Below are 22,790 nucleotides of genomic sequence, written 5' to 3' on the forward strand. Positions count from 1 at the left end.
GCTCCGGCCACTTCAAGGCAAACCACTACAAGAACAAGCGCCTATGACCGTCCATGTCGAGCCCTTGGCGCTGCCGGGCGGCAGCACCGATGTACTGCGGCTCTACGCCCGCGAAATTGCCATCGAGCGTACCCGGCTCCTTTATCTCGGCTCGCGCACGCCGACCCTGCTCATGCTGCTCGGCGGCGTGACCAGCGCCTGCCTGGTGTGGGGCAAGGTCAGCAGCTGGCTGCTCGGTGGCTGGCTGGTCTGGCTGGTGTTGCTCGCCGTCCTGCGCCTGCTGCAGGTCGCCGCCTTCCAGCAGGCCGACAGCCGTCGCCAGGCCAGCCGCCACTGGCGGCGGACCTTCCTGTGCGGCGCCGGCGCCTCGGGCCTGACCCTGGCGTTCGCGGTGATCATGCTGGTCCCGGCCGATGCCTTCCTCCAGCAGGTGCTGGTGTTCGGCCTGGTGGCGGCGGCGATCCTCTCCGCCAGCGTCGCCTATGCGGTGAGCCTGCCGGCCTTCCTCACCTTCGCCTTGCCGGGCCTGCTGCCATCCATCGTTTTCCTGCTGTTACAGCCGCATAGCCTGTTGCAGGGCTGGGGCGTGCTCGGCCTGATCCTGCTGGTGGCGCTGCTGGTGGTCGCCGGGCAGATCCACCGGCTGGTGCAGGGCGCGCTGCTGCGACGCTTCCAGACCCAGGCGCTGAACCTGCACCTGGAGCGCGTCAACGCCGAGGCCGAAGCGCTCAATCGCAAGCTCGCCCAGGAGGTCGGCCAGCGACGCCTGGTCGAACGCGAGCTGCGCGCCGCCCGCGATGCCTTGCAGCGCCGGGTGGAGGCGCGCACCGAGGAGCTTGGCGCGACCAGCCAGGCGCTCAGCCAGAGCGAGGCGCGCCTGGCCATGGCCCTGGAGGCCAGCGAACTGGGGTTGTGGGACTGGAACCTGGAGAGCGGCCGGGTCCAGCATTCCTATCTCGAGGCGGTCTTCAGCGCCGGGGACGGTCCCGAGGACTATCGCAGGCTGATCGAAAGCATCCACCCCGGCGACCTGCCGCGTATCCGTCGCGCCCTCGCCGAACATCTCAAGGGGCGTAGCGAGCTGTACCGGGTGGAGTACCGCGTGCGCGACCGGGAGGGCGGCTGGCGCTGGCTGGAGGATCGCGGCCGGGCCATGGCTCGCGACCCGCGGGGACGGGTGACGCGGATGCTCGGCACGCGCAGCGACATCAGCGCGCGCAAGCGCCTGGAAGAGCAGCAGCAACTGGCCGCGACAGTGTTCGAGGCGGCCAGCGAGAGCATCGTGATCCTCGATCCGGCCTACAACCTGCTGGCGGTCAACCAGGCCTTCAGTCGCATCACCGGCTATCGCCGCGAGGACGTGGTCGGGCGCAACGCCAGCCTGCTGGTGAATACCCCCGAGGCCCAGCGCCACTACCGGCAGATCCGCGCCGAGCTGCGCCAGCACGGGCAGTGGCAGGGCGAACTGGTGGATACGCGGAAGAATGGCGATCCCTATCCCCAATGGCTGCAGCTCAACCTGCTGCGCGACGGCAATGGCGAGGCGACCCACATCGTCGGTTTCTTCACCGATCTCAGTGCCCGCCGCGACGTCGAGGAGCGCCTGCGTCATCTGCTGCACTACGACGAACTGACCGGCCTGGCCAACCGCCGGTTGTTCCGCGAGCGGCTGCACGAGGCGGCCCAACGGGCGCGCCAGGAGGAGGGCGGGCTGGCCCTGCTGCTGATCGACCTGGACCGCTTCAAGCTGCTCAACGACAGCCTCGGCCACGAGGTCGCCGACCAGTTGCTCAGGGAGATGGCCCAGCGCCTGCGGCGCACCGCGCCGGAAGCCAACACCCTGGCGCGTCTGGCCGGCGACGAGTTCGCCATCCTCCTCGATGGCGGCACCGGCGCCGCGGCCCTGTCGCGCCTGGCCGAACGCCTGCTGGTCCAGTTGCGCCAGCCGGTGAGCGTGCTCGGCCACGAGCTGATCCTCGGCGCCTCGCTGGGGATCAGCCTGTTTTCCGAGCAGGCGCGGGAAATCTCCGTGCTCATGAGCCAGGCGAACCTGGCGATGCAACATGCCAAGCAACTCGGCGGCAACACCTTCCAGTTCTTCCGCGACAACCTGCAGGACAGCACCCTCGAACGCCTGCGCCTGGAAACCCGGTTGCGCAAGGCGGTCGAGGAGGGCCAGCTGGACGTGCATTACCAGCCCAAGCTGTGCCTGGCCAGCGGCCGCCCGGACTCGGTCGAGGCGCTGGTGCGCTGGCACCATCCGGAGGAGGGCATGATCCCGCCGTCGACCTTCATCGGCCTGGCCGAGGAGTGCGGGTTGATCGGCGAGATCGGCGAATTCGTCCTGCGCCGGGCCTGCCTGCAGGCCGCCGAGTGGAGCCAGCGGGGCCTGAACCTGCGGGTCTCGGTGAACCTCTCGGTCCACCAGTTGCGCCAGGGCGACCTGCTCGACGTAGTGCGCTCGGCGCTGGCCGACAGCGGCCTGCCGGCGGCGCAACTGGAGCTGGAGTTGACCGAAAGCCAGTGGCTGGAGGCCCTCGACAGTGTCCTGGCGACCTTCCGCCAGTTGCGCGAGATGGGGGTGAAGCTATCGGTCGACGACTTCGGCACCGGCTATTCCTCGCTCAGCTACCTGAAGCGCCTGCCGCTGGACTACCTGAAGGTCGACCAGTCGTTCGTCCGCGACCTGACCCAGAACAGCGAGGATGCGGCGATCATCCGGGCGATCATCGCCATGGCCCACAGCCTCGACCTGAAGGTGGTCGCCGAAGGCGTGGAAACCATCGAGCAGCGGGACTTCCTGGTGGCCCAGCGTTGCGACGAGCTGCAGGGCTACCTGATCGGCCGGCCGTTGCCGGCCCATGCCCTGGAGGAAGGTTTGCGCCAGGCTCGTTGAACGCGATCCGGCGGAGTATGCTGTAGCACTTTCGACTCCCACGAATTAAGGACGATTCATGCGCTCGAAGCCGCTTCTTCCTGCCCTCCTGCTGGTGGGCGCCGGTCTCTCCCCGCTGGCCCAGGCCAGCAGCGACGACTCCTGCTATCCCGATTGGTCGCTGGTCGGCGGCGGTGTCTGCGATACCTTGCCGTTCCTCGCCCCGGCCAACGACACCCGCGCCAACCTGCGCCTGCTGCTGGCCGACGCCGGCCACTGGCGGCTGGTGGAGGCGCCGCCGTCGGAGGAAGAGAAGCTCGAAGGCTACGGCCTGGTGCCGTTCGGCCTGTTCCGCCTGCTGCCCGGCGACGGCAGCCAGCCGCCTGCGCCGGCGGCGAGCGAGGCGGAGACACCGCCGCCTGCGCCAGCGCCCTCGCCGCTCGCCGAACTGGCCCGGCAGATGGGCGCCGCAGCGCTACCGGAAAAGATCGCCGGCGCCGAATTCTTCGAGGGCGAGGGCAGCCGCTGCCGCAGCAACGACCAGGACAGCGCGCTGGCGTTTCTTCGCCAGGTGCGTGACGCCGGGCTGGGCGAGGCGGAGACCAAGGCCCTGGCCAACAGCCGCCTGGACCTGCTCGGTGCCTGCGGCTGGGAACAAGAGGAACTGGGCGGTGTGCTCGCGCAAGGCGTCGAGTCGGCCGCAGGCAAGGCCTTCGCCACGTACCTGGAGGCTGCGGCCAACTTCTACAGCGGCCGCTTCGACGAAGCCGAACAGGGCTTCAAGGCGTTGCAGGACGTGTCGCAGCCCTGGCTGAAGGAAACCGCCCTGTACCTGCAGGCGCGCACCCTGCTCAACGCCGCCCAGCAGAACGCCTTCGACGACATGGGCTTCCCCGAGTTGCAGAATGTCGACAAGGCTCGCCTGGAACAGACCCGCAGCGCCCTCGAGGCCTACCTGCAGGCGTATCCGAAGGGGCTCTACGCCGCCTCGGCCAAGGGCTTGCAGCGGCGCGTGCATTGGCTGGCCGGCGACCAGAAGCTGCTGGCCCAGGACTATGCCGCGCAATTCGCCGAAGCCGAGCAAGGGCAGCGCAACATGGCCCTGGAAGACCTGGTCCAGGAGGTCGACAACAAGCTCCTGACCGGTATCCAGCTCGGCGACATCCAGACTCCGCTGCTGCTGGCGGTGGCCGACCTGGTGCAGATGCGCGCCCACGATCCGTCGACCCCGCGCAGCTTCACCTGGGAAACACTGCAGGCCCAGCAGGCCAGCTTCGCCGCGCATCCCGAACTGTTCGCCTACCTGCAGGCGGCCTATCGCTTCTATGTCGACCAGGACCCGGCGAAGACCCTCGAAGCGCTGCCGCAAAAGGTCGGCAGCCTCGACTACGTCGGCTTCAGCCAGCAGACCCTGCGCGGGCTGGCGCTGGAGCAGCAGAAGGACTGGAAAGCCGCCGAGGCGCTCTGGCTGGAACTGTTGCCGCAGGCCGCGCAGCCGTACCAGAAGGGCCAGTTGCAGCTGGCCCTGGCGCTCAACTACGAGCGCAGCGGCCAGCTGGAAAAGGTCTTCGCCGAAGGTTCACCGGTCCAGGAGCCGCTGCTGCGCAGCATCCTCCTGCGCAACGTCGCCGACGCCGCGCTGTTGCGCCGCCAGGCCAAGCAGGGGGCGACTGCGGAAGAGCGCGACAGCGCGCTGTTCACTCTCCTTTACAAGGACCTGCGCCGCAGCCGCTTCGCCGACTTCGGCAAGGACTTCGCGCTGCTCGGCGAAACCCCCTCGCAGACCAAGCTGGGCACCAGCCTCGGCTATGTCTACGGCGCCGGCAACAGCCTGGAGCTGTTCCGCTGGAAGGGCGACAAGGCCGAGTCCGGCTACGTTTGCCCGGCCATCGCCGAGTCGGCCGCGGCGCTGGCCGCTGATGACAAGGACCCGAAGGGCCTGAACTGCCTGGGCGAATTCATCCTGCGCAACGGCCTGGACGGCATGCCGCTGGACAGCCAGCCCGAGGCCAACGAGCTGGGCGGCACCCCGAGCGGCTTCAAGGGCGCGGTGTACTCCCGGCTGGATGGCTATCGCCTGGTCATGGACAACCCCAAGGCACCGCGCGAAGACAAGGCCTACGCGCTGTTCCGCGCGATCAACTGCTTCGCCCCGGCCGGCTACAACACCTGCGGCCAGCAGGACATCCCGCAGGCCGAGCGCAAGCAATGGTTCCGTACGCTCAAGTCGACCTACGCCGACAGCTCCTGGGCCAAGGAACTGAAGTACTACTGGTGAGGCGCTGGCGAGCCTGGCTGGCGGGCCTGTTGCTGGGCCTGCCGCTGTTGCCGACCGTCGAGGCCGCGGTGCGCGCCGAGGACTACGGCGCCTTCTGGCTGTGGAGCGGCGTCGCGCCGCAGCCGGTGCTGGCGCGGGCCGAGACGCTGTACATCCTGCAGGGACAGATCAGCCAGTCGCGCCGGCGCCCCGGCGAGGGCGTGCGGCTGATCGCCCAGGGCATCTCGGTGCCGCGCCTGGCGCGGGGCGAGGTCTGGGTGGTGTACCGCGCCCATACCCTGCGCTGGACGCCGCAGATCTACCAGGCCGTGCTGAACCAGGTGCAGCGCTGGAAGCGTGCCGGCAACCCGGTGGTCGGCATCCAGATCGACTTCGATGCGCGTACCCGCTACCTCGACGAGTACGTCGATTTCCTCCGCGACCTGCGCCGGCGCCTGCCCCGCGAATACCGCTTGAGCATCACCGGGCTGCTCGACTGGGGCAGCAACGCCGAGCCGGCGGCGATCAACCGGCTCAAGGGCGTGGTCGACGAAGTGGTGGTGCAGACCTACCAGGGGCGCCACAGCATTCCCAACCACGCCGCCTACCTCCCGCGGGTCAGCCGCCTGCAGCTGCCGTACCGGATCGGCCTGGTCCAGGGCGGCGACTGGCAAGCCCCCGACTACCTGGAAAAGAGCCCCTGGTTCAGGGGCTACGTGGTGTTCCTGCTCAACCCTCAGTGAGCGCAGCCGCAAGCGCCCTTGCCGGCACACCCGCCGCTGCGTTCGGCCTGCGGCTGGCGGGTATCCTGGCCGGGCTGGAGATCGCGCATCAGTAGCGCGTAGCGCAGGTCCAGGCCTTCCGGCAGCGCCAGGTAGACCACGTGGCCATTGCCCGGCGCCACCTCGATGGCTTCGCCGGCGGCGTTGCGCAGGTCCTCCACGCGCAGGCTCAGGTTGCCTCGCGGAGTCATCAGTTCGACGCTGTCGCCGCGCTGGAAGCGGTTCTTCACCTCCACCTCGGCCAGGCCGTCGCGGCGTTCGCCGGTGAGTTCGCCGACGAACTGCTGGCGCTCGGACAGCGAATGGCCGTGCTGGTAGTTCTGGTACTCGTCGTGCACGTGGCGGCGCAGGAAGCCCTCGGTGTAGCCGCGGTGGGCGAGGGACTCCAGGGTGTCCATCAGGCCGCGGTCGAACGGCTTGCCAGCCGCCGCGTCGTCGATCGCCTGGCGGTAGACCTGGGCGGTGCGCGCCACGTAGTAGTGGGACTTGGTACGGCCCTCGATCTTCAGCGAGTGCACGCCGATCCGCGCCAGCCGCTCGACGTGCTGCACGGCGCGGAGGTCCTTGGAATTCATGATGTAGGTGCCGTGTTCGTCCTCGAAGGCGGCCATCGGTTCGCCGGGACGGTTGCCTTCCTCGAGGAGGAATACCTGCTCGGTCGGCGCGCCGCGTCCCAGGGTCGGCTCCCGCGCCACTACGTTGCCCAGCTCGTCCTCGCGGCCCTCCACCGCCTTGTACTCCCAGCGGCAGGCATTGGTGCAGGTGCCCTGGTTGGGGTCGCGGCGGTTGATGTAGCCGGACAGCAGGCAGCGCCCGGAATAGGCCATGCACAAGGCGCCGTGGACGAACACTTCCAGCTCCATGTCCGGCACCTGCTGGCGGATTTCCTCGATCTCCTCCAGCGACAGCTCGCGGGAAAGGATCACCCGGGTCAGGCCCTGCTGCCGCCAGAACTGCACCGCGGCCCAGTTCACCGCGTTGGCCTGCACCGACAGGTGGATGGGCATCTGCGGGAAATGCTGGCGAACCAGCATGATCAGGCCGGGATCGGACATGATCAGCGCATCCGGACCCATGGCGATCACTGGCTCCAGGTCGCGCAGGAAGGTCTTCAGCTTGGCGTTGTGCGGGGCGATGTTGACCACCACGTAGAAGCGCTTGCCGAGCGCGTGGGCCTCGGCGATGCCTTCGGCCAGTTGGGCGTGGTCGAAATCGTTGTTGCGCACCCGCAGGCTGTAGCGCGGCTGCCCGGCGTAGACGGCATCGGCGCCGTAGGCGAAGGCATAGCGCATGCTTTTCAGGGTGCCGGCGGGGCACAGCAGTTCGGGGCGGAGGGCGGTGGCGGTCATGGTTCGGGCTCGCAACGACGTGGGCGCGCGACTCTAGCCGAGCGCGCGCCGGGCGATCCTGAGCCGGATCAATGTCCGCGTCATTCCAGCCAGCGTCGACCCTGCAGTTCCAGCAGCAGTTGCGCCTGTTCCGGGCCGTTGCTGCCGGCCGGGTAGGGCCGCGGGCTCTGGTAGTGCTCGCGCCAGCCGGCGAGGATCGGGTCGACCCAGCCCCAGGCGGCCTCTACCTCGTCGCGGCGCATGAACAGCGTCGAGTCGCCCTCGATCACGTCCAGCAGCAGGCGCTCGTAGGCGTCCCAGCGCCGCTTGTTGCGGCTGAGGGCCTCGGCCAGATTGAGGTCCAGCTCCACCGGTTCCAGTTGCATGCCCTTGCCCGGGGTCTTGGCCATCAGTTGCACGCTGATCCGCTCCTCCGGCTGCAACCTTATCCACAGGCGGTTGGCCGGCCCGCCGCCGCCGTCGATCAGGCTGTGCGGCACCGGCTTGAACTGGATGACGATTTCCGAGCACTTGCGCGCCATGCGCTTGCCGGTGCGCAGGTAGAACGGCACCCCGGCCCAGCGCCAGTTCTCGACCTCGGCCTGGAGCGCGACGAAGGTCTCGGTATCGCTGTCGTTGTCGACGTTCTTCTCGAAGTAGTACGCCGGCACCTCCTGGCCGCCGATCCTGCCGGCGGCGTACTGGCCGCGTACCGTCTTGTCCTGCACGTCGAGCCCGGAGATCGGTTTCAGCGCCTGCAGCACCTTGAGCTTCTCGTTGCGCACCGCCTCGGCGTCGAAACGCACCGGCGCCTCCATCGCCACCAGGCAGAGCAACTGGAGCAGATGGTTCTGCACCATGTCGCGCATCGCCCCGGCGTGGTCGTAGTAGCCGCCGCGGTTCTCCACGCCAAGGGTCTCGTTGACGCTGATCTGCACATGGTCGATGTGCGCCGCGCGCCAGACCGGCTCGAACAACGCATTGGCGAAGCGCAGGGCCATCAGGTTCTGCACGGTTTCCTTGCCCAGGTAGTGGTCGATGCGGAACACCCGCGACTCGTCGAACACCCGGCCGATGGACTGGTTGATCGCCCGCGCCGAGTCCAGCGAATGGCCCAGCGGTTTTTCCAGCACGATGCGCGCTTGCGGCCCGGCGAGGCCGGCGATGGAGAGGTTCTGCGCGATCGGCGCGAACAGGCTCGGCGAGGTCGCCAGGTAGTGCACCAGCACTCGGCCCTCGCTGCTCTTCAGGTGCCGCGCGAGACGGCCGAAGTCGGCGCTCTGCGAGGCGTCCATGGCCAGGTAGTCGAGGCGCGCGGCGAAGCCTTTCCATTGTTCGGCGGCGAACTCGCTGCGCGCCACCACCGCGCGGACGTTGCGCTCGGCGAGGGCGAGGAAGGCGGCGTTGTCCAGCGCGCTGCGGGCGAGGGCGAAGATCCGCGTATCGGCCGGCAGGCGGTCCTCCCGGTGCAGGCGATAGAGCGCCGGCAGCAGCTTGTGCAGGGCCAGGTCGCCGGTACCGCCGAAGACCAGGATGTCGCAGGACGTTGGAGTGGCTGGTGTACTCAAGGCAAGCTCCCGACGGCGTTGGCTGGGCGTGGCTGACTGTTTGTAGTATAACTACAAGGTTACTACAGAGAATCGAGTCCAGCCTGTGAACCTGCTGCAGCACATAGCCCAGTCCCGCCAACAGCTCCGCAAGTCGGAACTCAAGGTCGCCGATCACGTTCTCAACGATCCGGCGTCGGTCATGCACAGCTCCATGGCCGAACTGGCCCATGGGGTCGGGGTCAGCGAGCCGACCATCGTGCGTTTCTGCCGCGCCATCGGCTGCAGCGGCTTCCAGGACCTCAAGCTGAAGCTGGCGCAGAGCCTGGCGGCCGGCGCCAGCTTCGGCCAGTTCTCGATCCACGAGAGCGACTCGGTGGCCGACTTCAGCCTGAAGATCTTCGACACCACGCTGCACAGCCTGATGGAAGTCCGCGAGCACCTGGACACCCACGCCCTGGAGCGCGCCATCGCCGCCATCGCCCACGCCCAGCGCGTGGAGTTCTACGGCTTCGGCGCTTCCGGCGCGGTGGCCTCGGATGCCCAGCACAAGTTCTTCCGCCTGCTGCTGTCGGCGGCGGCCTACTCCGACCCGCACATGCAGGCGATGTCGGCGGTGACGCTCAAGCCCAGCGACGTGGCCATCTGCATTTCCCAGTCGGGTCGCTCGAAGGACCTGCTGATCACCGCCAACCTGGTCCGCGAGGCCGGCGCCACGCTGATCACCCTGTGCCCGAGCCAGACCCCGCTGGCCGACCTGGCCACGGTCAATCTGGCGATCGACGTGCACGAGGACACCGACATCTACACCCCGCTGACCTCGCGCATCGCCCACCTGGTGGTGATCGACGTGCTGGCGATGGGCGTGGCCATGGCCCGCGGCCCGGACCTGGTCAACCACCTCAAGAGCGTCAAGCGCAGCCTGCGCAGCCTGCGCCTGTCGCCGAAGGTGATGAAGAACCAGGAAGAGCGCGGCGAGCCGTCCTGAGGCGCCGCCGGGAAGGCATAACGCAGTCTTCACCGGCCTGCCGCCAAACCGTCACATTGCTGCGCGATGCTCGCGACTCCAGCCAGTCGGCCATGGGAGACGCGAGATGCCCCGTCATAGCGATGCCAATGCCCAGCACGTGGATTCGAAAACCCGCCGCAAGCTCGAAGACCAGCGGCGCATGCAATTCCGCCGGGCGATCGAGGACCACTGCGAAGAACTGCGCCTGCGCCAGGAACTGGCCGACTACCCCGAGCTGGTAGCCGCCGCCTACCTCAGCTCGAACCGCCAGGGCCGGCGAAGCGCCCAGCGAGCTGGCTGATCAGCGCCCGCTCCTCGCGGACGAAGGCGACGAACGCCTGGGCCACCGGGCTCAGGCGCTTGCCCTTGGCGTGCACCAGGCACCAGCTGCGATAGAGCGGCAATTCCTCCACCGGTAGTTCGCGCAGCAAGCCGTTGGCCAGTTCCTGGTGCGCCGCATGGCGCGGCAGCAGGGCCAGGCCGAGGCCGGCGATCACCCCTTCGCGCAGGGACTCCAGCGAGGCGATCTCCTGGATCTGCGAGAAGTGCGCGCGGCGTTGCTGGAAGAACTCCTCGCAGGCCTTGCGGGTGCCCGAGCCCGGTTCGCGGACCAGCAGCGGGAAGGGCTCCAGGTCCTTCAGGGCCAGCTTCGCGGCGTTGCACAGCGGATGGTCCGGCGGCGCCACGGCGATGATCGGGTTGTTCAGGAAGGGCAGGAACTCCAGGGCCATGTCCTGCGGTACCAGGGACATGATCACCAGGTCGTCGCGGTTGTCGGCCAGGCGCTTGATCACCTGGGTGCGGTTGACCACCGTCAGGCTCAGGCTGACTTCCGGATGCAGGTTCTGGAACGCCTTGAACAGGTGCGGGGTGATGTACTTGGCGCTGGACTCCACCGCCAGGCGCAACTGGCCCTGCAGCGAGCCCTTCAGATCCGAGAGCTGCATGTCCAGGCTTTCCAGGCGCTGAAACAGGTCGGTGCTGGTCTTCAGCAGGGCTTCGGCGGCATCGGTCAGGTAGAGCTTCTTGCCGACGTACTCGAACAGCGGCTGGCCGACCAGCTCTTCCAGTTGGCGGATCTGCAGGCTGACCGCCGGCTGGGTCAGGGCCATTTCCTCCGCCGCCCGGCTGTAGGAGCGGCTCTCGCATACGGCACGAAAAACCTGAAGCTGCCGTAATGTCATACGCATCAACGACTTACGCATTCCAGTCACACTCTGACCGAGATCGGTCGGGCGACTATAAAGCTTTTCTAATGGCTATCCCAATAATTATTGATTTTTGTTAATCACCCTCACGGGGGTAGGGTAAAAGCGCGACCGGGAGCTGCCTGCCGGTCATGCAGCGACCGGAATATCCGGATCGACCGTACCAGGTTCCCAACCCCGAAGAGGGAGACCTCCGTGATCAAGAAGATCCTGATCGCCAACCGCGGCGAGATCGCCGTCCGCATCGTGCGCGCCTGCGCCGAGATGGGCATCCGCTCGGTGGCCGTCTACTCCGAGGCCGATCGCCACGCGCTGCACGTCAAGCGCGCCGACGAAGCCCACAGCATCGGCGCGGACCCGCTGGCCGGCTACCTCAACCCGCGCGCCCTGGTGAACCTGGCGGTGGAAAGCGGCTGCGACGCCCTGCACCCCGGCTATGGCTTCCTCTCGGAAAATGCCGAGCTGGCGGAAATCTGCGCCGAGCGCGGTATCAAGTTCATCGGCCCGTCGGCGCAAGTGATCCGCCGCATGGGCGACAAGACCGAAGCCCGCCGCAGCATGATCGCCGCCGGCGTGCCCTGCACCCCCGGCACCGAAGGTAACGTCGCCGATCTCGCCGAGGCCCTGCGCGAAGCCGAGCGGATCGGCTACCCGGTGATGCTCAAGGCCACCTCCGGCGGCGGCGGCCGTGGCATCCGTCGCTGCAACAGCCGCGAGGAGCTGGAACAGGCGTTCCCGCGGGTGATCTCCGAGGCGACCAAGGCCTTCGGCAGCGCCGAAGTATTCCTCGAGAAGTGCATCGTCAATCCCAAGCACATCGAGGCGCAGATCCTCGCCGATTCCTTCGGCAACACCGTGCACCTGTTCGAGCGCGACTGCTCGATCCAGCGCCGCAACCAGAAGCTCATCGAGATCGCCCCGAGCCCGCAGCTCACCCCCGAGCAGCGCGCCTACATCGGCGATCTGGCGGTGCGCGCGGCCAAGGCGGTGGGCTACGAGAACGCCGGCACCGTGGAGTTCCTGCTCGCCGACGGCGAGGTGTACTTCATGGAGATGAACACCCGGGTCCAGGTGGAGCACACCATCACCGAGGAAATCACCGGCATCGACGTGGTCCGCGAGCAGATCCGCATCGCTTCCGGGCTGGAGCTGTCGGTCAAGCAGGACGACATCGTCCATCGCGGCTACGCCCTGCAGTTCCGCATCAACGCCGAGGACCCGAAGAACAACTTCCTGCCCTCGTTCGGCAAGATCACCCGCTACTACGCCCCCGGCGGCCCCGGCGTGCGTACCGACACGGCGATCTACACCGGCTACACCATCCCGCCGTACTACGACTCGATGTGCCTGAAGCTGATCGTCTGGGCGCTGACCTGGGAAGAGGCCCTCGATCGCGGACTGCGCGCCCTCGACGACATGCGCGTGCAAGGGGTCAAGACCACCGCGCCGTACTACCAGGAAATCCTCCGCAACCCGGAATTCCGCAGCGGCCAGTTCAACACCAGCTTCGTCGAAAGCCACCCGGAACTGACCCAGTACTCGATCAAGCGCAACCCGTCGCACCTGGCCATCGCCATCGCCACCGCCATCGCGGCCCACGCCGGCCTGTAAGGGAAGGAGCAGAACATGAGCAACACCATCCAAGCGAAGAAGACCGGCGTCACCGATACCATCCTGCGCGATGCCCACCAGTCGCTGCTGGCGACCCGCATGCGCACCGAGGACATGCTGCCGATCTGCGACAAGCTCGACCGCGTCGGCTACTGGTCGCTGGAAGTCTGGGGCGGCGCGACCTTCGACGCCTGCGTGCGCTTCCTCAAGGAAGACCCGTGGGAGCGCCTGCGCAAGCTCAAGGCGGCGCTGCCCAACACCCGCCTGCAAATGCTCCTGCGCGGGCAGAACCTGCTCGGCTACCGCCACTACAGCGACGATGTGGTGCGCGCCTTCGTGGCCAAGGCGGCGGTCAACGGCATCGACGTGTTCCGCATCTTCGACGCGATGAACGACGTGCGTAACCTGCGCGTCTCCATCGAGGCGGTGAAGGCCGCCGGCAAGCACGCCCAGGGCACCATCTGCTACACCACCAGCCCGGTGCACACCATCGAGGCCTTCGTCGCCCAGGGCAAGGCGATGGCCGACATGGGCGTCGACTCCATCGCCATCAAGGACATGGCCGGCCTGCTCACCCCCTATGCCACCGGCGACCTGGTCAAGGCCCTGAAGGACGCCCTGCCGCTGGACGTGGTGGTGCATTCCCATGACACCGCCGGTGTCGCCAGCATGTGCCAGCTGAAGGCCGTGGAAAACGGCGCCGACCGTATCGACACGGCGATCTCCAGCATGGCCTGGGGCACCAGCCACCCGGGCACCGAGTCGATGGTCGCGGCGCTGCGCGGCACCCCCTACGACACCGGCCTGGACCTGGAGCTGATCCAGGAGATCGGCATGTACTTCCACGCGGTGCGCAAGAAGTACCACCAGTTCGAGAGCGAATTCACCGGCGTGGATACCCGCGTGCAGGTCAACCAGGTGCCGGGCGGGATGATTTCCAACCTGGCCAACCAGCTCAAGGAGCAGGGCGCGCTGAACCGTATGGGCGAGGTGCTCGAGGAAATCCCGCGGGTCCGCGCCGACCTCGGTTTCCCGCCGCTGGTGACGCCGACTTCGCAGATCGTCGGCACCCAGGCGTTCTTCAACGTGCTCGCCGGCGAGCGCTACAAGACCATCACCAACGAGGTGAAGCTGTATCTGCAAGGCCGCTATGGCAAGGCTCCCGGCGAGGTCAACGAGCAACTGCGGCGCCAGGCCATCGGCAGCGAGGAAGTCATCGACGTGCGCCCGGCCGACCTGATCAAGCCGGAGCTGAACAAGCTGCGCAGCGAGATCGGCAACCTGGCCAAGTCCGAGGAAGACGTACTCACCTACGCGATGTTCCCGGACATCGGGCGCAAGTTCCTCGAAGAGCGTGAGGCCGGCACCCTGAAGCCCGAGGAACTGCTGCCGATTCCCACCGGCAAGGGCGTCGCCGCCGCCGGCGCGGAAGGCACCCCGACCGAGTTCGTCATCGACGTGCACGGCGAGACCTACCGCGTCGACATCACCGGGGTCGGCGTGAAGAGCGACAACAAGCGGCACTTCTACCTGTCCATCGACGGCATGCCGGAAGAAGTGGTGTTCGAGCCGCTCAACGAATATGTCGCCGGCTCCGCCAGCGGCCGCAAGCATGCCAGCGAGCCGGGCCACGTCAGCACCACCATGCCGGGCAACATCGTCGACGTGCTGGTGAAGGAAGGCGATAGCGTCAAGGCCGGCCAGGCGGTGTTGATCACCGAGGCGATGAAGATGGAAACCGAGGTCCAGGCCGGCATCGCCGGTACGGTCAAGGCGATCCACGTGGCCAAGGGCGACCGGGTCAACCCGGGCGAGATCCTGATCGAGATTGCGGGCTGACCGCGACAGACGGTTAAAGTCCCTGGGGGAGCATGATGCTCCCCTTTTTTTATCGGCATCGGTTGCCGCGTCGGCCGGCTGTTCGCCCTGCCAGGGTGCGCCCGGCGCGCGCGCCGCCTAGAATGCCGCCTCTGCCAACGGCGCGTCGCGCCGCAGGCGCTGACTATCGGGAAGTCCAGGTGTCGTCCTCTCCAGCTCAAACGCCCAGCCGCCGGCCCTCGCTGCTCGGCGGTTCGATGATCATCGCCGGCACCGCCGTCGGCGCCGGAATGTTCTCCCTGCCCATCGCCATGTCCGGCATCTGGTTCGGCTGGTCGGTGGCGGTGTTCCTGCTCACCTGGTTCTGCATGCTGCTGTCGGGGATGATGATCCTCGAGGCCAACCTCAACTACCCGGTGGGCTCGAGCTTCTCGACCATCACCCGCGACCTGCTCGGCCAGGGCTGGAATGTGGTCAACGGGCTGAGCATCGCCTTCGTCCTCTATATCCTCACCTATGCCTATATCTCCGGCGGCGGCTCGATCATCGGCTACACCCTGTCCAGCGGCCTCGGCGTGACCCTGCCGGAAAAGCTCGCCGGGCTGCTGTTCGCCCTGGCGGTGGCGCTGGTGGTGTGGTGGAGCACCCGCGCGGTGGACCGCATCACCACGCTGATGCTCGGCGGCATGATCATTACCTTCGGCCTCTCCATCAGCGGCCTGCTCGGGCGCATCCAGCCGGCGATCCTGTTCAACAGCGGCGAGCCGGACGCGGTCTACTGGCCCTACCTGCTGGCGACCCTGCCGTTCTGCCTGACTTCCTTCGGTTACCACGGCAACGTGCCGAGCCTGATGAAGTACTACGGCAAGGACCCGCAGCGGATCAGCCGTTCGCTGTGGATCGGCACCCTGATCGCCCTGGCCATCTACCTGCTGTGGCAGGTCAGCACCCTGGGCACCATCCCGCGCGAGCAGTTCAAGGGCATCATCGCCGGCGGCAGCAACGTCGGCACCCTGGTGGAATACCTGCACCGGATCACCGCGTCGGATTCGCTGAACGCGTTGCTCACCACCTTCTCCAACCTGGCGGTGGCCAGCTCCTTCCTCGGCGTGACCCTCGGTCTGTTCGACTACCTGGCCGACCTGTGCAGGTTCGACGACAGCCACTTCGGACGTTTCAAGACCGCGTTGCTGACCTTCGTCCCACCGACCATCGGCGGGCTGCTGTTCCCCAACGGCTTCATCTACGCCATCGGTTTCGCCGGGCTGGCCGCGGCGTTCTGGGCGGTGATCGTTCCGGCGCTGATGGCGCGGGCGTCGCGCAAGCGCTTCGGCAGCCCGCTGTTCCGCGCCTGGGGCGGCACGCCGGCGATCGTGCTGGTGCTGCTGTTCGGCGTGGCCAACGCGGTCGCGCACATCCTGGCCAGCCTGCACTGGCTGCCGGAGTACCGTTGAGCGACCGGCAGTCCCTGCCAGGGGCTAGTCGCGCAGCGCCTCCAGCGTCTGCCGCTGGCGGCCTTCGGCGTCGAAGTTGGAAGGATCGAGCCAGCGCTCGAACGCCGCCCGTCGCGCCGGCCATTCGCTGTCGAGCAGGGAGAACCAGGCGGTGTCGCGGTTGCGCTGCTTGACCACCATGTGCTGGCGGAAGGTGCCTTCGTAGGTGAAGCCCAGGCGCTCGGCGGCGCGCATCGAACGGGCGTTGCCGGCATTGCACTTCCACTCCAGGCGGCGGTAGCCGAGGCGGCCGAGGGCGAGTTCGGCGAGCAGGTAGACCGCCTCGGTAGACCCCGGTGTGCGCTGCATCGGCGCGCCGAAGGCGATATGGCCGATTTCGATGACGCCATCCTTCGGCGTGATCCGCAGGTAGCTGAGCAGGCCGACGGCGCGCTGCGTGCGCCGCTCGCGCACGGCGAAGAACAGCGGGTCGCGGCTGGTCGCCTGGCCGGCCAGCCAGGCGTCGAACGCCGTGCGCTCGGCGAACGGGCCGTAGGCCAGGTATTCCCACAGCAGCGGGTCGGCGCCAGGCCCTTGCAGGGCGTCCCACAGGTCGTCGCCGTGGCGTTGCGGATCGAGCGGTTCGAGCTTGACGAAGCGGCCGTCGAGCGGGGCGTGGGGCGGAGTGGCGACGGGGCGCCAGTTCAAGGGTTCGCGCATGGTGGGCCTCAGAGAATCCTGCGGTACTGAAGGAAACCGGACTTGTCGGCGATGCGCTCGTACAGCTTCATCGCGTCGCTGTTGCTCTCGTGGGTCAGCCAGTGCACCCGCGAACAGCCAGCGGCGCCGGCCTCGGCGTAGACATGCTCGATCAGCCGGCGCCCTATGCCTTCGCCGCGCAGGCCCTCGGCGACGAACAGGTCCTGCAGGTAGCAGTAGTCGCCGACGGTCCAGCAGGAGCGGTGGTAGATCCAGTGCACCAGGCCCACGGCGCGCTCGTCGAGCCAGGCGAGGGCGGCGTTCATCGGTTCGTCGGCGTCGAGGAAGCGCTGCCAGGTGGCGTCGCTGGTAGCGGCGGCGATCTCGGTCTTGTAGAAGCGCTGGTAGCCCTCCCACAGCGGCAGCCAGGCGGCGTGGTCGGCGGCGCCGACGGGACGAATCTGCAGGGACGTGCTCATGGCTCGGTTCCATGTCCGGGTAAAGGTGCCTCCAGACTAGGCCGGGAAATGGTCCTCTAGAAGATCCATTGCTGGTCAATTCCACAGGTCCAATCCACACTGGCGCTTTCTTCCCTCCGAGACCGCCATGGCCACCGTACTGCCCTTCGATGCCGCCGGTATCCACCTCGATCCCGCCCAGGGCCTGGCCCGCCAGCTCTACGCCGCGCTGCGCGAACGGATCCTCGATGGCCGCCTCGGCAGCCGCACGCGGATGCCCGCCAGCCGCGAGCTGGCCCAGGCCCTGAAGGTCTCGCGCAACACCGTGGTGCGGGCCTATGAACAGTTGCACGCCGAGGGCTATATCGACGGGCGCACAGGCGACGGCACCTACGTTGCCGAGTTGCAGGAAATCCCAGGCAGGGCCCCCGCCGTCGCCCCGAGCGCTCCCGCGCCGCGCGGCCCGGCGGCCCTGGCGCCGCCACCGGAAGGCGCGCCGCGAGCGTTCCGCGTCGGCGTGCCGGCCTTCGACCTGTTCCCCTTCGACACCTGGGCGCGGCTACAGGCGCGCTTCTGGCGCAACCCGCCGGCGGACTGCCTGGGCTACGGCGACCCGGCCGGCGAGGCGCGCCTGCGCGAGCTGATCGCCGCCTACCTGCGCAGCGCTCGCGGCCTGCGCTGCGAGGCGGAACAGGTGATCGTCACCCATGGCGCGCAGCAGGCCATCCGCCTGTGCGCCCAGGTGTTGCTCGAGAACGGCGATCCGGTGGCTGTGGAAAACCCCGGCTACCGCGCGGCGCGCCTGGCCTTCGCCGCGACCGGCGCGGTACCGCACGGGATCGACATCGACGCCGAGGGCCTGCGCAGCGACCGGCTCGCGGGCATCGCAGGCTGCCGCCTGGCCTATGTCACGCCGTCACACCAGTACCCCACCGGCGTCACCCTGTCGCTGGCGCGGCGCCTGGAGCTGCTGGAGTGGGCCGAGCGCGCCGACGGCTGGATCGTCGAGGACGACTACGACGGCGAGTATCGCTACAGCGGTACGCCGCTGGCGCCGCTGGCCGCGCTGGACCGACAGGGCCGGGTGCTCTACGTCGGGACCTTCTGCAAGATCGCCTTCCCGGCGTTGCGCCTGGGCTACCTGGTGGTCCCGCCGGCGCTGGTCGAGCGCTTCCGCCAGCGGCGGGCCATCGAGGTACGCCATTCGGAGGTGGGCACCCAGCGGGTCATGGCCGACTTCATCGCCGAGGGGCATTTCCAGCGCCACGTCCGCCGCATGCGCCGCGCCGCCCGCGCCCGCCGCGACGCCTTGCTGCGGGGCTGGCCAGAGGCGCCGGGTTGCCAGCCGTTGCCGGCGGTGGAGGCGGGGCTGCACCTGTGCGTGCGGGTCGACAGCCTGGCGCGCGAGCGGGCCCTGATCGCCGCGGCGGCAGCCGCCGGGGTGGAAGTCAGCGCCTTGAGCGACTACTGGATGGACGACTCCAGCGTTGCGCCAGACGACCGCGCGGGCCTGGTGCTGGGCTTCGCGGCAGTACCCGAGGCGCGTATCGACGAAGCGCTGCGGGCGTTGCGCAAGGCCTGGCGGCGGGAGGCCCTGGTTGGACCCGTCGTCGCGACTGACTAGAATGCCCCCGGATCACCCTCGCGCCCAGGAGTAGCCATGAGTGTCGCCCTTTCCGCCGCGCCCGAGCGCAAGCTCGCCGCCCCCCTGATCGCCTTCGCCCTGCTGGTGCTCGGCGGGCTGTTCCTGTTCAACGCGGTCAGCGCGCGCCAGGCCATCCTCTTCATCGTCGGCGGCGCCCTGGGCCTAACCCTCTACCACGCCGCCTTCGGCTTCACCTCCGCCTGGCGGGTATTCATCCGCGAACGGCGTGGCGCCGGGCTGCGCGCGCAGATGGTGATGCTGGCGCTGGCGGTGCTGCTGTTCTTCCCGGCGCTGGCGGCGGGCAGCCTGTTCGGCCAGCCGGTGAGCGGTTTCGTCTCGCCGGTCGGCACTTCGGTGATCGTCGGCGCCTTCATTTTCGGCATCGGCATGCAACTGGGCGGCGGCTGCGCCTCCGGCACCCTGTTCACCGTCGGCGGCGGCAACGCGCGGATGCTGGTGACCCTGCTGTTCTTCATCCTCGGCTCGCTGATCGCCACCCAGCATGTCGGCTGGTGGTTCGCCCTGCCGTCGCTGCCGCCGATCTCGCTGGTCGCCGAACTGGGCCTGGCACCGGCGCTGGTGTTGAGCCTGGCGGTGTTCATCGGCATCGCCGGGGTCACGGTACGCATGGAGAAGGCCCGCCACGGCACCCTGGAAACCCCGCCGAGCGCCGAATGGCGCGGCTGGCGGCGCTTCCTCCGCGGCCCCTGGCCGCTGGTCTGGGGCGCGCTTGCGCTGGCGCTGCTCAACTTCCTCACCCTGTACCTCGCCGGACGCCCCTGGGGCATCACGTCGGCCTTCGCCCTGTGGGGCGCGAAGATCGCCCAGGGCGTGGGCCTGGACGTCGGCGCCTGGGCCTTCTGGCAGACGCCGGCGAACGCCAAGGCGCTGGCCGCGCCGCTGTGGGAAGACATCACCAGCGTGATGGACATCGGCATCGTCCTCGGCGCGCTGCTCGCCGCCGGCCTGGCCGGACGCTTCGCGCCGAACCTGGACATCCCGCGCCGTTCGCTGGCGGCGGCGGTGATCGGCGGGCTGCTGCTCGGCTACGGCGCGCGCCTGGCCTATGGCTGCAACATCGGCGCGTATTTCAGCGGGATCGCTTCCGGCAGCCTGCATGGCTGGTTGTGGTTGGTGGCGGCGTTTGCCGGCAACAGCGTCGGGGTACGGGTATTGAGGCCTTATTTCTTCCCGGAGGAGCGGCGGGAGCAAGGGTTGACGGGGTGTTGAGAGGGGATATGCCTTCGTAGGACGTATGACGTAGACGTTATCCACAGGTGAGCGCAGCCACACAACACCTCGGCAACGGGGAAGATCTGCGGGCCGTCCTGAGCGGTGAAAAAAAGAAGGGACACCGCAGGTCGCCGTGTCCCTCAGAGTGTAGAGAGGGAAAGTTGGTATCCCTCTCGACCGGTGAGCGTGGCGCCGCGGCTGGGCCGGGGCGCCGGGTATAAAAGAAGGGATGAAGGGTATCCATCCCTAAAGGTCGAGGGGGTAGTACTCCCCCTCTACCGGTGAGCCTTCTTCGATCGGCTGCGCTGCGGCCCGGCTGCGTCGACAGCCGGACCTGGGCGCGCTCGATCTCGTATCGGATCAGGCGCGCAGCGGAATCAGGCGCGGCGCGATCATGTTTTCCGGCAGCAGGATGTCGGCCAGGGTGGCTTCGTCCAGCAGCTTTTCCTCGCGTACCAGTTCCAGGACGCCGCGGCCGCTCTCCAGGGCGGTCTTGGCGATCCGCGTGGAGTTCTCGTAGCCGATGTACGGGTTCAGCGCGGTGACCAGGCCGATGCTGTGCTCGACCAGTTCGTGGCAGCGCTCGACGTTGGCGGTGATGCCGGTGATGCAGTGCTCGCGGAGCATGTCCATGGCGCGTTGCAGCAGGCGGATCGAGTCGAAGATCTTGTAGGCGATCAGCGGCTCCATCACGTTCAGTTGCAACTGGCCGCCTTCGGCCGCCAGGGTCAGGGCGAGGTCGTTGCCGATCACTTCGAAAGCGACCTGGTTGACCGCTTCCGGGATCACCGGGTTGACCTTGCCCGGCATGATCGAACTGCCCGGCTGGCGCGGCGGCAGGTTGATCTCGTTGATGCCGGTGCGCGGGCCGCTGGAGAGCAGGCGCAGGTCGTTGCAGATCTTCGACAGCTTGACCGCGGTGCGCTTGAGCATGCCGGAGAACAGCACGAAGGCGCCCATGTCGGAGGTGGCTTCGATCAGGTCGGCGGCCGGCTTCAGCGGCTGCCCGCTGATGGCGGCCAGGCGCTCGACGGCGAGCTTCTGGTAGCCGGGGTCGGCGTTGATGCCGGTGCCGATGGCGGTGCCACCGAGGTTCACTTCGGTGAGCAGCTCCGGCGCCAGGCGACGCAGGCGGTCGAGGTCTTCGCCGAGGGTGGTGGCGAAAGCGTGGAATTCCTGGCCGAGGGTCATCGGCACGGCGTCCTGCAACTGGGTGCGGCCCATCTTCAGTACGCCGGCGAATTCGACGCCCTTGGCGGCGAAGGCCTGGATCAGGCTGTCGAGGCTGGCCAGCAGGGTGTCGTGGCCGAGCAGCAGGCCCAGGCGGATGGCGGTCGGGTAGGCGTCGTTGGTCGACTGCGCCATGTTCACATCGTTGTTCGGGTGCAGGTACTTGTACTCACCCTTGGTGTGGCCCATGGCTTCCAGCGCGATGTTCGCGATCACTTCGTTCGCGTTCATGTTGGTGGAGGTGCCGGCGCCGCCCTGGATCATGTCCACCACGAACTGCTCGTGGAAATCGCCGCGGATCAGGCGGGCGCAGGCCTCGCTGATGGCGGCGTGCTTGTCTTCCGGGAGATGGCCGAGCTGACGGTTGGCGTCGGCGGCGGCCTGCTTGACCATGGCCAGGGCAACGACCAGCTTCGGGTAGTGCGACAGCGGCACCCCGGAGAGGCGGAAGTTGTTCACGGCGCGCAGGGTCTGGATGCCGTAGTAGGCGTCAGCGGGCACTTCGAGGGTGCCGAGCAGGTCTTTCTCGATACGGGAAGATGCAACGGGGGACATGACGGGATTTGTCTCAGAGGGACACGGCCAGTGCCGCGATGCCCACTAGACTAAGGATGTGACGATTTCGTGGCCAATGCTGTTAAACGCTGCCTCATGCACAAACGGCATAATGTTGGATGTGACGCTGGTATGATGGCGGACGTGTCATCGCCTTACCGGAGCCTTTCCCGTCGTGAACCTCGAACTGAAGTGGCTGGAGGATTTCATCGCCCTGGCCGGCACCCGCAGCTTTTCCCAGGCGGCGGAGAAACGCTTCGTCACCCAGCCGGCCTTCAGCCGGCGCATTCGCAGCCTGGAGGACGCCCTCGGCCTGACCCTGGTGAATCGCCAGCGCACGCCGGTGGAACTGACCGAGGCCGGGCAGCTGTTCCTGGTCACCGCGCGCAGCGTGGTCGAGCAGCTCGGCCAGGTGGTGCGCCACCTGCACCACCTGGAAGGCGGGCAGGGCGAGGTGCTGCAGTTCGCCGCCGCCCACTCGCTGGCGCTGGGCTTCTTCCCGCAGTGGATCGCGCGGCTGCGCAACGAGGGGCTGAACATCGCCAGCCGGCTGATCGCCACCAACGTCGGCGAGGCGGTGCATTCCCTGCGCGAGGGTAGCTGCGACCTGATGCTGGCGTTCTACGACCCTGACGCCGCGTTGCAGATGGACCCGGAGATCTTCCCCTCGCTGCACCTGGGGCGCACCGAGATGCTGCCGGTTTGCGCGGTGAACGCCGAGGGCCTGCCGCTGTTCGACCTGGAGAACGGCCAGAGCGTGCCGCTGCTCGCCTACAGCGCCAGCGCCTTCCTCGGCCGCGGGGTCAACCTGCTGCTGCGACAGCGCAACCTGCGCTACACCACGGTCTACGAGACGGCGATGGCCGACAGCCTGAAGAGCATGGCGCTGCAAGGCATGGGCGTGGCCTGGGTGCCACGGCTGAGCGTGGTCAACGAACTGGAGCGCGGCGAGCTGGCGATCTGTGGCGGGCCGCAATGGTTCGTGCCGCAGGAAATCCGCCTGTACCGCTGCGCGCTGGTACGCAAGGCGGCGATCCGCCTGCTCTGGCGCAAGCTGGAAGGCGGGCTGGGCAGCGTCGAGTAGACAGGCAAGGGCGGCGCC

Annotated in this window: 17 protein-coding genes; 11 read left to right on the forward strand and 6 right to left on the reverse strand. The window is 68.0% G+C overall.

Annotation, left to right across the window (positions count from 1 at the left end):
- The first annotated feature begins 43 nt into the window (after positions 1 to 43).
- The 3 genes from FOC67_RS26645 to FOC67_RS26655 are packed head-to-tail and all read left to right on the forward strand — an operon-like array spanning position 44 to position 5,875.
- Entirely contained in the window at positions 44 to 2,896 is a 2,853-nt protein-coding gene (locus FOC67_RS26645) for a bifunctional diguanylate cyclase/phosphodiesterase (protein ID WP_009316016.1), read from the forward strand.
- A gap of 58 nt (positions 2,897 to 2,954) precedes the next feature.
- Positions 2,955 to 5,153, forward strand: a complete 2,199-nt coding sequence (locus FOC67_RS26650; RefSeq protein WP_009316015.1) for a hypothetical protein — start codon at positions 2,955 to 2,957, stop codon at positions 5,151 to 5,153.
- Positions 5,150 to 5,875: a DUF3142 domain-containing protein gene (locus FOC67_RS26655; protein ID WP_009316014.1), complete on the forward strand. Its 726-nt coding sequence runs from the start codon at positions 5,150 to 5,152 to the stop codon at positions 5,873 to 5,875. Before FOC67_RS26650 ends, FOC67_RS26655 begins: the two co-directional genes overlap by 4 nt.
- Here FOC67_RS26655 and yegQ read toward each other — a convergent pair.
- Both yegQ and zwf read right to left on the reverse strand, forming a co-directional pair.
- Positions 5,869 to 7,263: a tRNA 5-hydroxyuridine modification protein YegQ gene (yegQ, locus tag FOC67_RS26660; RefSeq protein WP_009316013.1), complete on the reverse strand. Its 1,395-nt coding sequence runs from the start codon at positions 7,261 to 7,263 to the stop codon at positions 5,869 to 5,871. The genes FOC67_RS26655 and yegQ overlap by 7 nt on opposite strands.
- A gap of 80 nt (positions 7,264 to 7,343) precedes the next feature.
- Positions 7,344 to 8,810 carry a glucose-6-phosphate dehydrogenase gene (gene zwf, locus FOC67_RS26665; RefSeq protein WP_003096859.1) on the reverse strand — a complete coding sequence of 489 codons (1,467 nt, stop codon included), beginning with the start codon at positions 8,808 to 8,810 and terminating at the stop codon, positions 7,344 to 7,346.
- Positions 8,811 to 8,895: 85 nt separating this feature from the next.
- Here zwf and hexR point away from each other — a divergent pair, with 85 nt between their 5' ends.
- Both hexR and FOC67_RS26675 read left to right on the forward strand, forming a co-directional pair.
- The gene (gene hexR, locus FOC67_RS26670) at positions 8,896 to 9,777 is read left to right on the forward strand and encodes a transcriptional regulator HexR (protein WP_003096857.1); all 882 of its coding nucleotides are present in this window, start codon (positions 8,896 to 8,898) and stop codon (positions 9,775 to 9,777) included.
- A 106-nt stretch (positions 9,778 to 9,883) separates the two neighbouring features.
- Positions 9,884 to 10,099 carry a PA3496 family putative envelope integrity protein gene (locus tag FOC67_RS26675; protein WP_003105559.1) on the forward strand — a complete coding sequence of 72 codons (216 nt, stop codon included), beginning with the start codon at positions 9,884 to 9,886 and terminating at the stop codon, positions 10,097 to 10,099.
- Here FOC67_RS26675 and pycR read toward each other — a convergent pair.
- Positions 10,053 to 10,988 (reverse strand): LysR family transcriptional regulator PycR, encoded by a 936-nt coding sequence (pycR, locus tag FOC67_RS26680; RefSeq protein WP_003121355.1) that lies wholly within the window; start codon positions 10,986 to 10,988, stop codon positions 10,053 to 10,055. The genes FOC67_RS26675 and pycR overlap by 47 nt on opposite strands.
- A gap of 213 nt (positions 10,989 to 11,201) precedes the next feature.
- Between pycR and FOC67_RS26685 the strand changes: the two genes are divergently transcribed.
- The 3 genes from FOC67_RS26685 (at position 11,202) to mtr (ending at position 15,889) form a co-directional block, all read left to right on the forward strand.
- Positions 11,202 to 12,617 (forward strand): acetyl-CoA carboxylase biotin carboxylase subunit, encoded by a 1,416-nt coding sequence (locus tag FOC67_RS26685; protein ID WP_003096848.1) that lies wholly within the window; start codon positions 11,202 to 11,204, stop codon positions 12,615 to 12,617.
- Between the two features lie 15 nt (positions 12,618 to 12,632).
- Complete coding sequence (oadA, locus tag FOC67_RS26690) at positions 12,633 to 14,456, forward strand: sodium-extruding oxaloacetate decarboxylase subunit alpha (protein WP_003105555.1); 1,824 nt, start codon at positions 12,633 to 12,635, stop codon at positions 14,454 to 14,456.
- Between the two features lie 179 nt (positions 14,457 to 14,635).
- Positions 14,636 to 15,889, forward strand: a complete 1,254-nt coding sequence (gene mtr, locus FOC67_RS26695; protein WP_031627748.1) for a tryptophan permease — start codon at positions 14,636 to 14,638, stop codon at positions 15,887 to 15,889.
- A gap of 24 nt (positions 15,890 to 15,913) precedes the next feature.
- Here mtr and FOC67_RS26700 read toward each other — a convergent pair whose 3' ends face one another.
- Positions 15,914 to 16,588, reverse strand: coding sequence for a GNAT family N-acetyltransferase (locus tag FOC67_RS26700; RefSeq protein WP_009316010.1), 675 nt, complete (start codon positions 16,586 to 16,588; stop codon positions 15,914 to 15,916).
- Between the two features lie 8 nt (positions 16,589 to 16,596).
- Positions 16,597 to 17,046, reverse strand: a complete 450-nt coding sequence (locus tag FOC67_RS26705; RefSeq protein WP_003142089.1) for a GNAT family N-acetyltransferase — start codon at positions 17,044 to 17,046, stop codon at positions 16,597 to 16,599.
- Between the two features lie 127 nt (positions 17,047 to 17,173).
- Here FOC67_RS26705 and FOC67_RS26710 point away from each other — a divergent pair, with 127 nt between their 5' ends.
- Positions 17,174 to 18,649 (forward strand): PLP-dependent aminotransferase family protein, encoded by a 1,476-nt coding sequence (locus FOC67_RS26710; protein ID WP_023092781.1) that lies wholly within the window; start codon positions 17,174 to 17,176, stop codon positions 18,647 to 18,649.
- 36 nt (positions 18,650 to 18,685) lie between these two features.
- Positions 18,686 to 19,900, forward strand: a complete 1,215-nt coding sequence (locus tag FOC67_RS26715; protein WP_003106317.1) for a YeeE/YedE family protein — start codon at positions 18,686 to 18,688, stop codon at positions 19,898 to 19,900.
- A gap of 363 nt (positions 19,901 to 20,263) precedes the next feature.
- On the opposite strand, the gene aspA is transcribed toward FOC67_RS26715, so the two are convergent.
- Positions 20,264 to 21,688, reverse strand: coding sequence for an aspartate ammonia-lyase (aspA, locus tag FOC67_RS26720; protein WP_003096822.1), 1,425 nt, complete (start codon positions 21,686 to 21,688; stop codon positions 20,264 to 20,266).
- Between the two features lie 175 nt (positions 21,689 to 21,863).
- Here aspA and FOC67_RS26725 point away from each other — a divergent pair, with 175 nt between their 5' ends.
- A complete protein-coding gene (locus FOC67_RS26725) occupies positions 21,864 to 22,772 on the forward strand; it encodes a LysR substrate-binding domain-containing protein (protein ID WP_003122350.1) in 909 nt (302 codons plus the stop codon).
- The last annotated feature ends 18 nt before the right edge of the window (positions 22,773 to 22,790 follow it).

Origin of the sequence: Pseudomonas sp. FDAARGOS_761 (genome assembly GCF_013343155.1) — a bacterium.
Classification (GTDB): Bacteria; Pseudomonadota; Gammaproteobacteria; order Pseudomonadales; family Pseudomonadaceae; genus Pseudomonas; species Pseudomonas aeruginosa.

Excerpts from the sequence above, each read along its gene's own strand:
- oadA (WP_003105555.1), top strand. The coding sequence starts at position 12,633 with ATGAGCAACACCATCCAAGCGAAGAAGACCGGCGTCACCGATACCATC.
- FOC67_RS26700 (WP_009316010.1), bottom strand. The coding sequence starts at position 16,588 with ATGCGCGAACCCTTGAACTGGCGCCCCGTCGCCACTCCGCCCCACGCC.
- FOC67_RS26710 (WP_023092781.1), top strand. The coding sequence starts at position 17,174 with ATGGCCACCGTACTGCCCTTCGATGCCGCCGGTATCCACCTCGATCCC.
- FOC67_RS26650 (WP_009316015.1), top strand. The coding sequence starts at position 2,955 with ATGCGCTCGAAGCCGCTTCTTCCTGCCCTCCTGCTGGTGGGCGCCGGT.
- FOC67_RS26645 (WP_009316016.1), top strand. The coding sequence starts at position 44 with ATGACCGTCCATGTCGAGCCCTTGGCGCTGCCGGGCGGCAGCACCGAT.
- FOC67_RS26675 (WP_003105559.1), top strand. The coding sequence starts at position 9,884 with ATGCCCCGTCATAGCGATGCCAATGCCCAGCACGTGGATTCGAAAACC.
- yegQ (WP_009316013.1), bottom strand. The coding sequence starts at position 7,263 with ATGACCGCCACCGCCCTCCGCCCCGAACTGCTGTGCCCCGCCGGCACC.
- FOC67_RS26705 (WP_003142089.1), bottom strand. The coding sequence starts at position 17,046 with ATGAGCACGTCCCTGCAGATTCGTCCCGTCGGCGCCGCCGACCACGCC.
- pycR (WP_003121355.1), bottom strand. The coding sequence starts at position 10,988 with ATGCGTATGACATTACGGCAGCTTCAGGTTTTTCGTGCCGTATGCGAG.
- aspA (WP_003096822.1), bottom strand. The coding sequence starts at position 21,688 with ATGTCCCCCGTTGCATCTTCCCGTATCGAGAAAGACCTGCTCGGCACC.
- FOC67_RS26715 (WP_003106317.1), top strand. The coding sequence starts at position 18,686 with ATGAGTGTCGCCCTTTCCGCCGCGCCCGAGCGCAAGCTCGCCGCCCCC.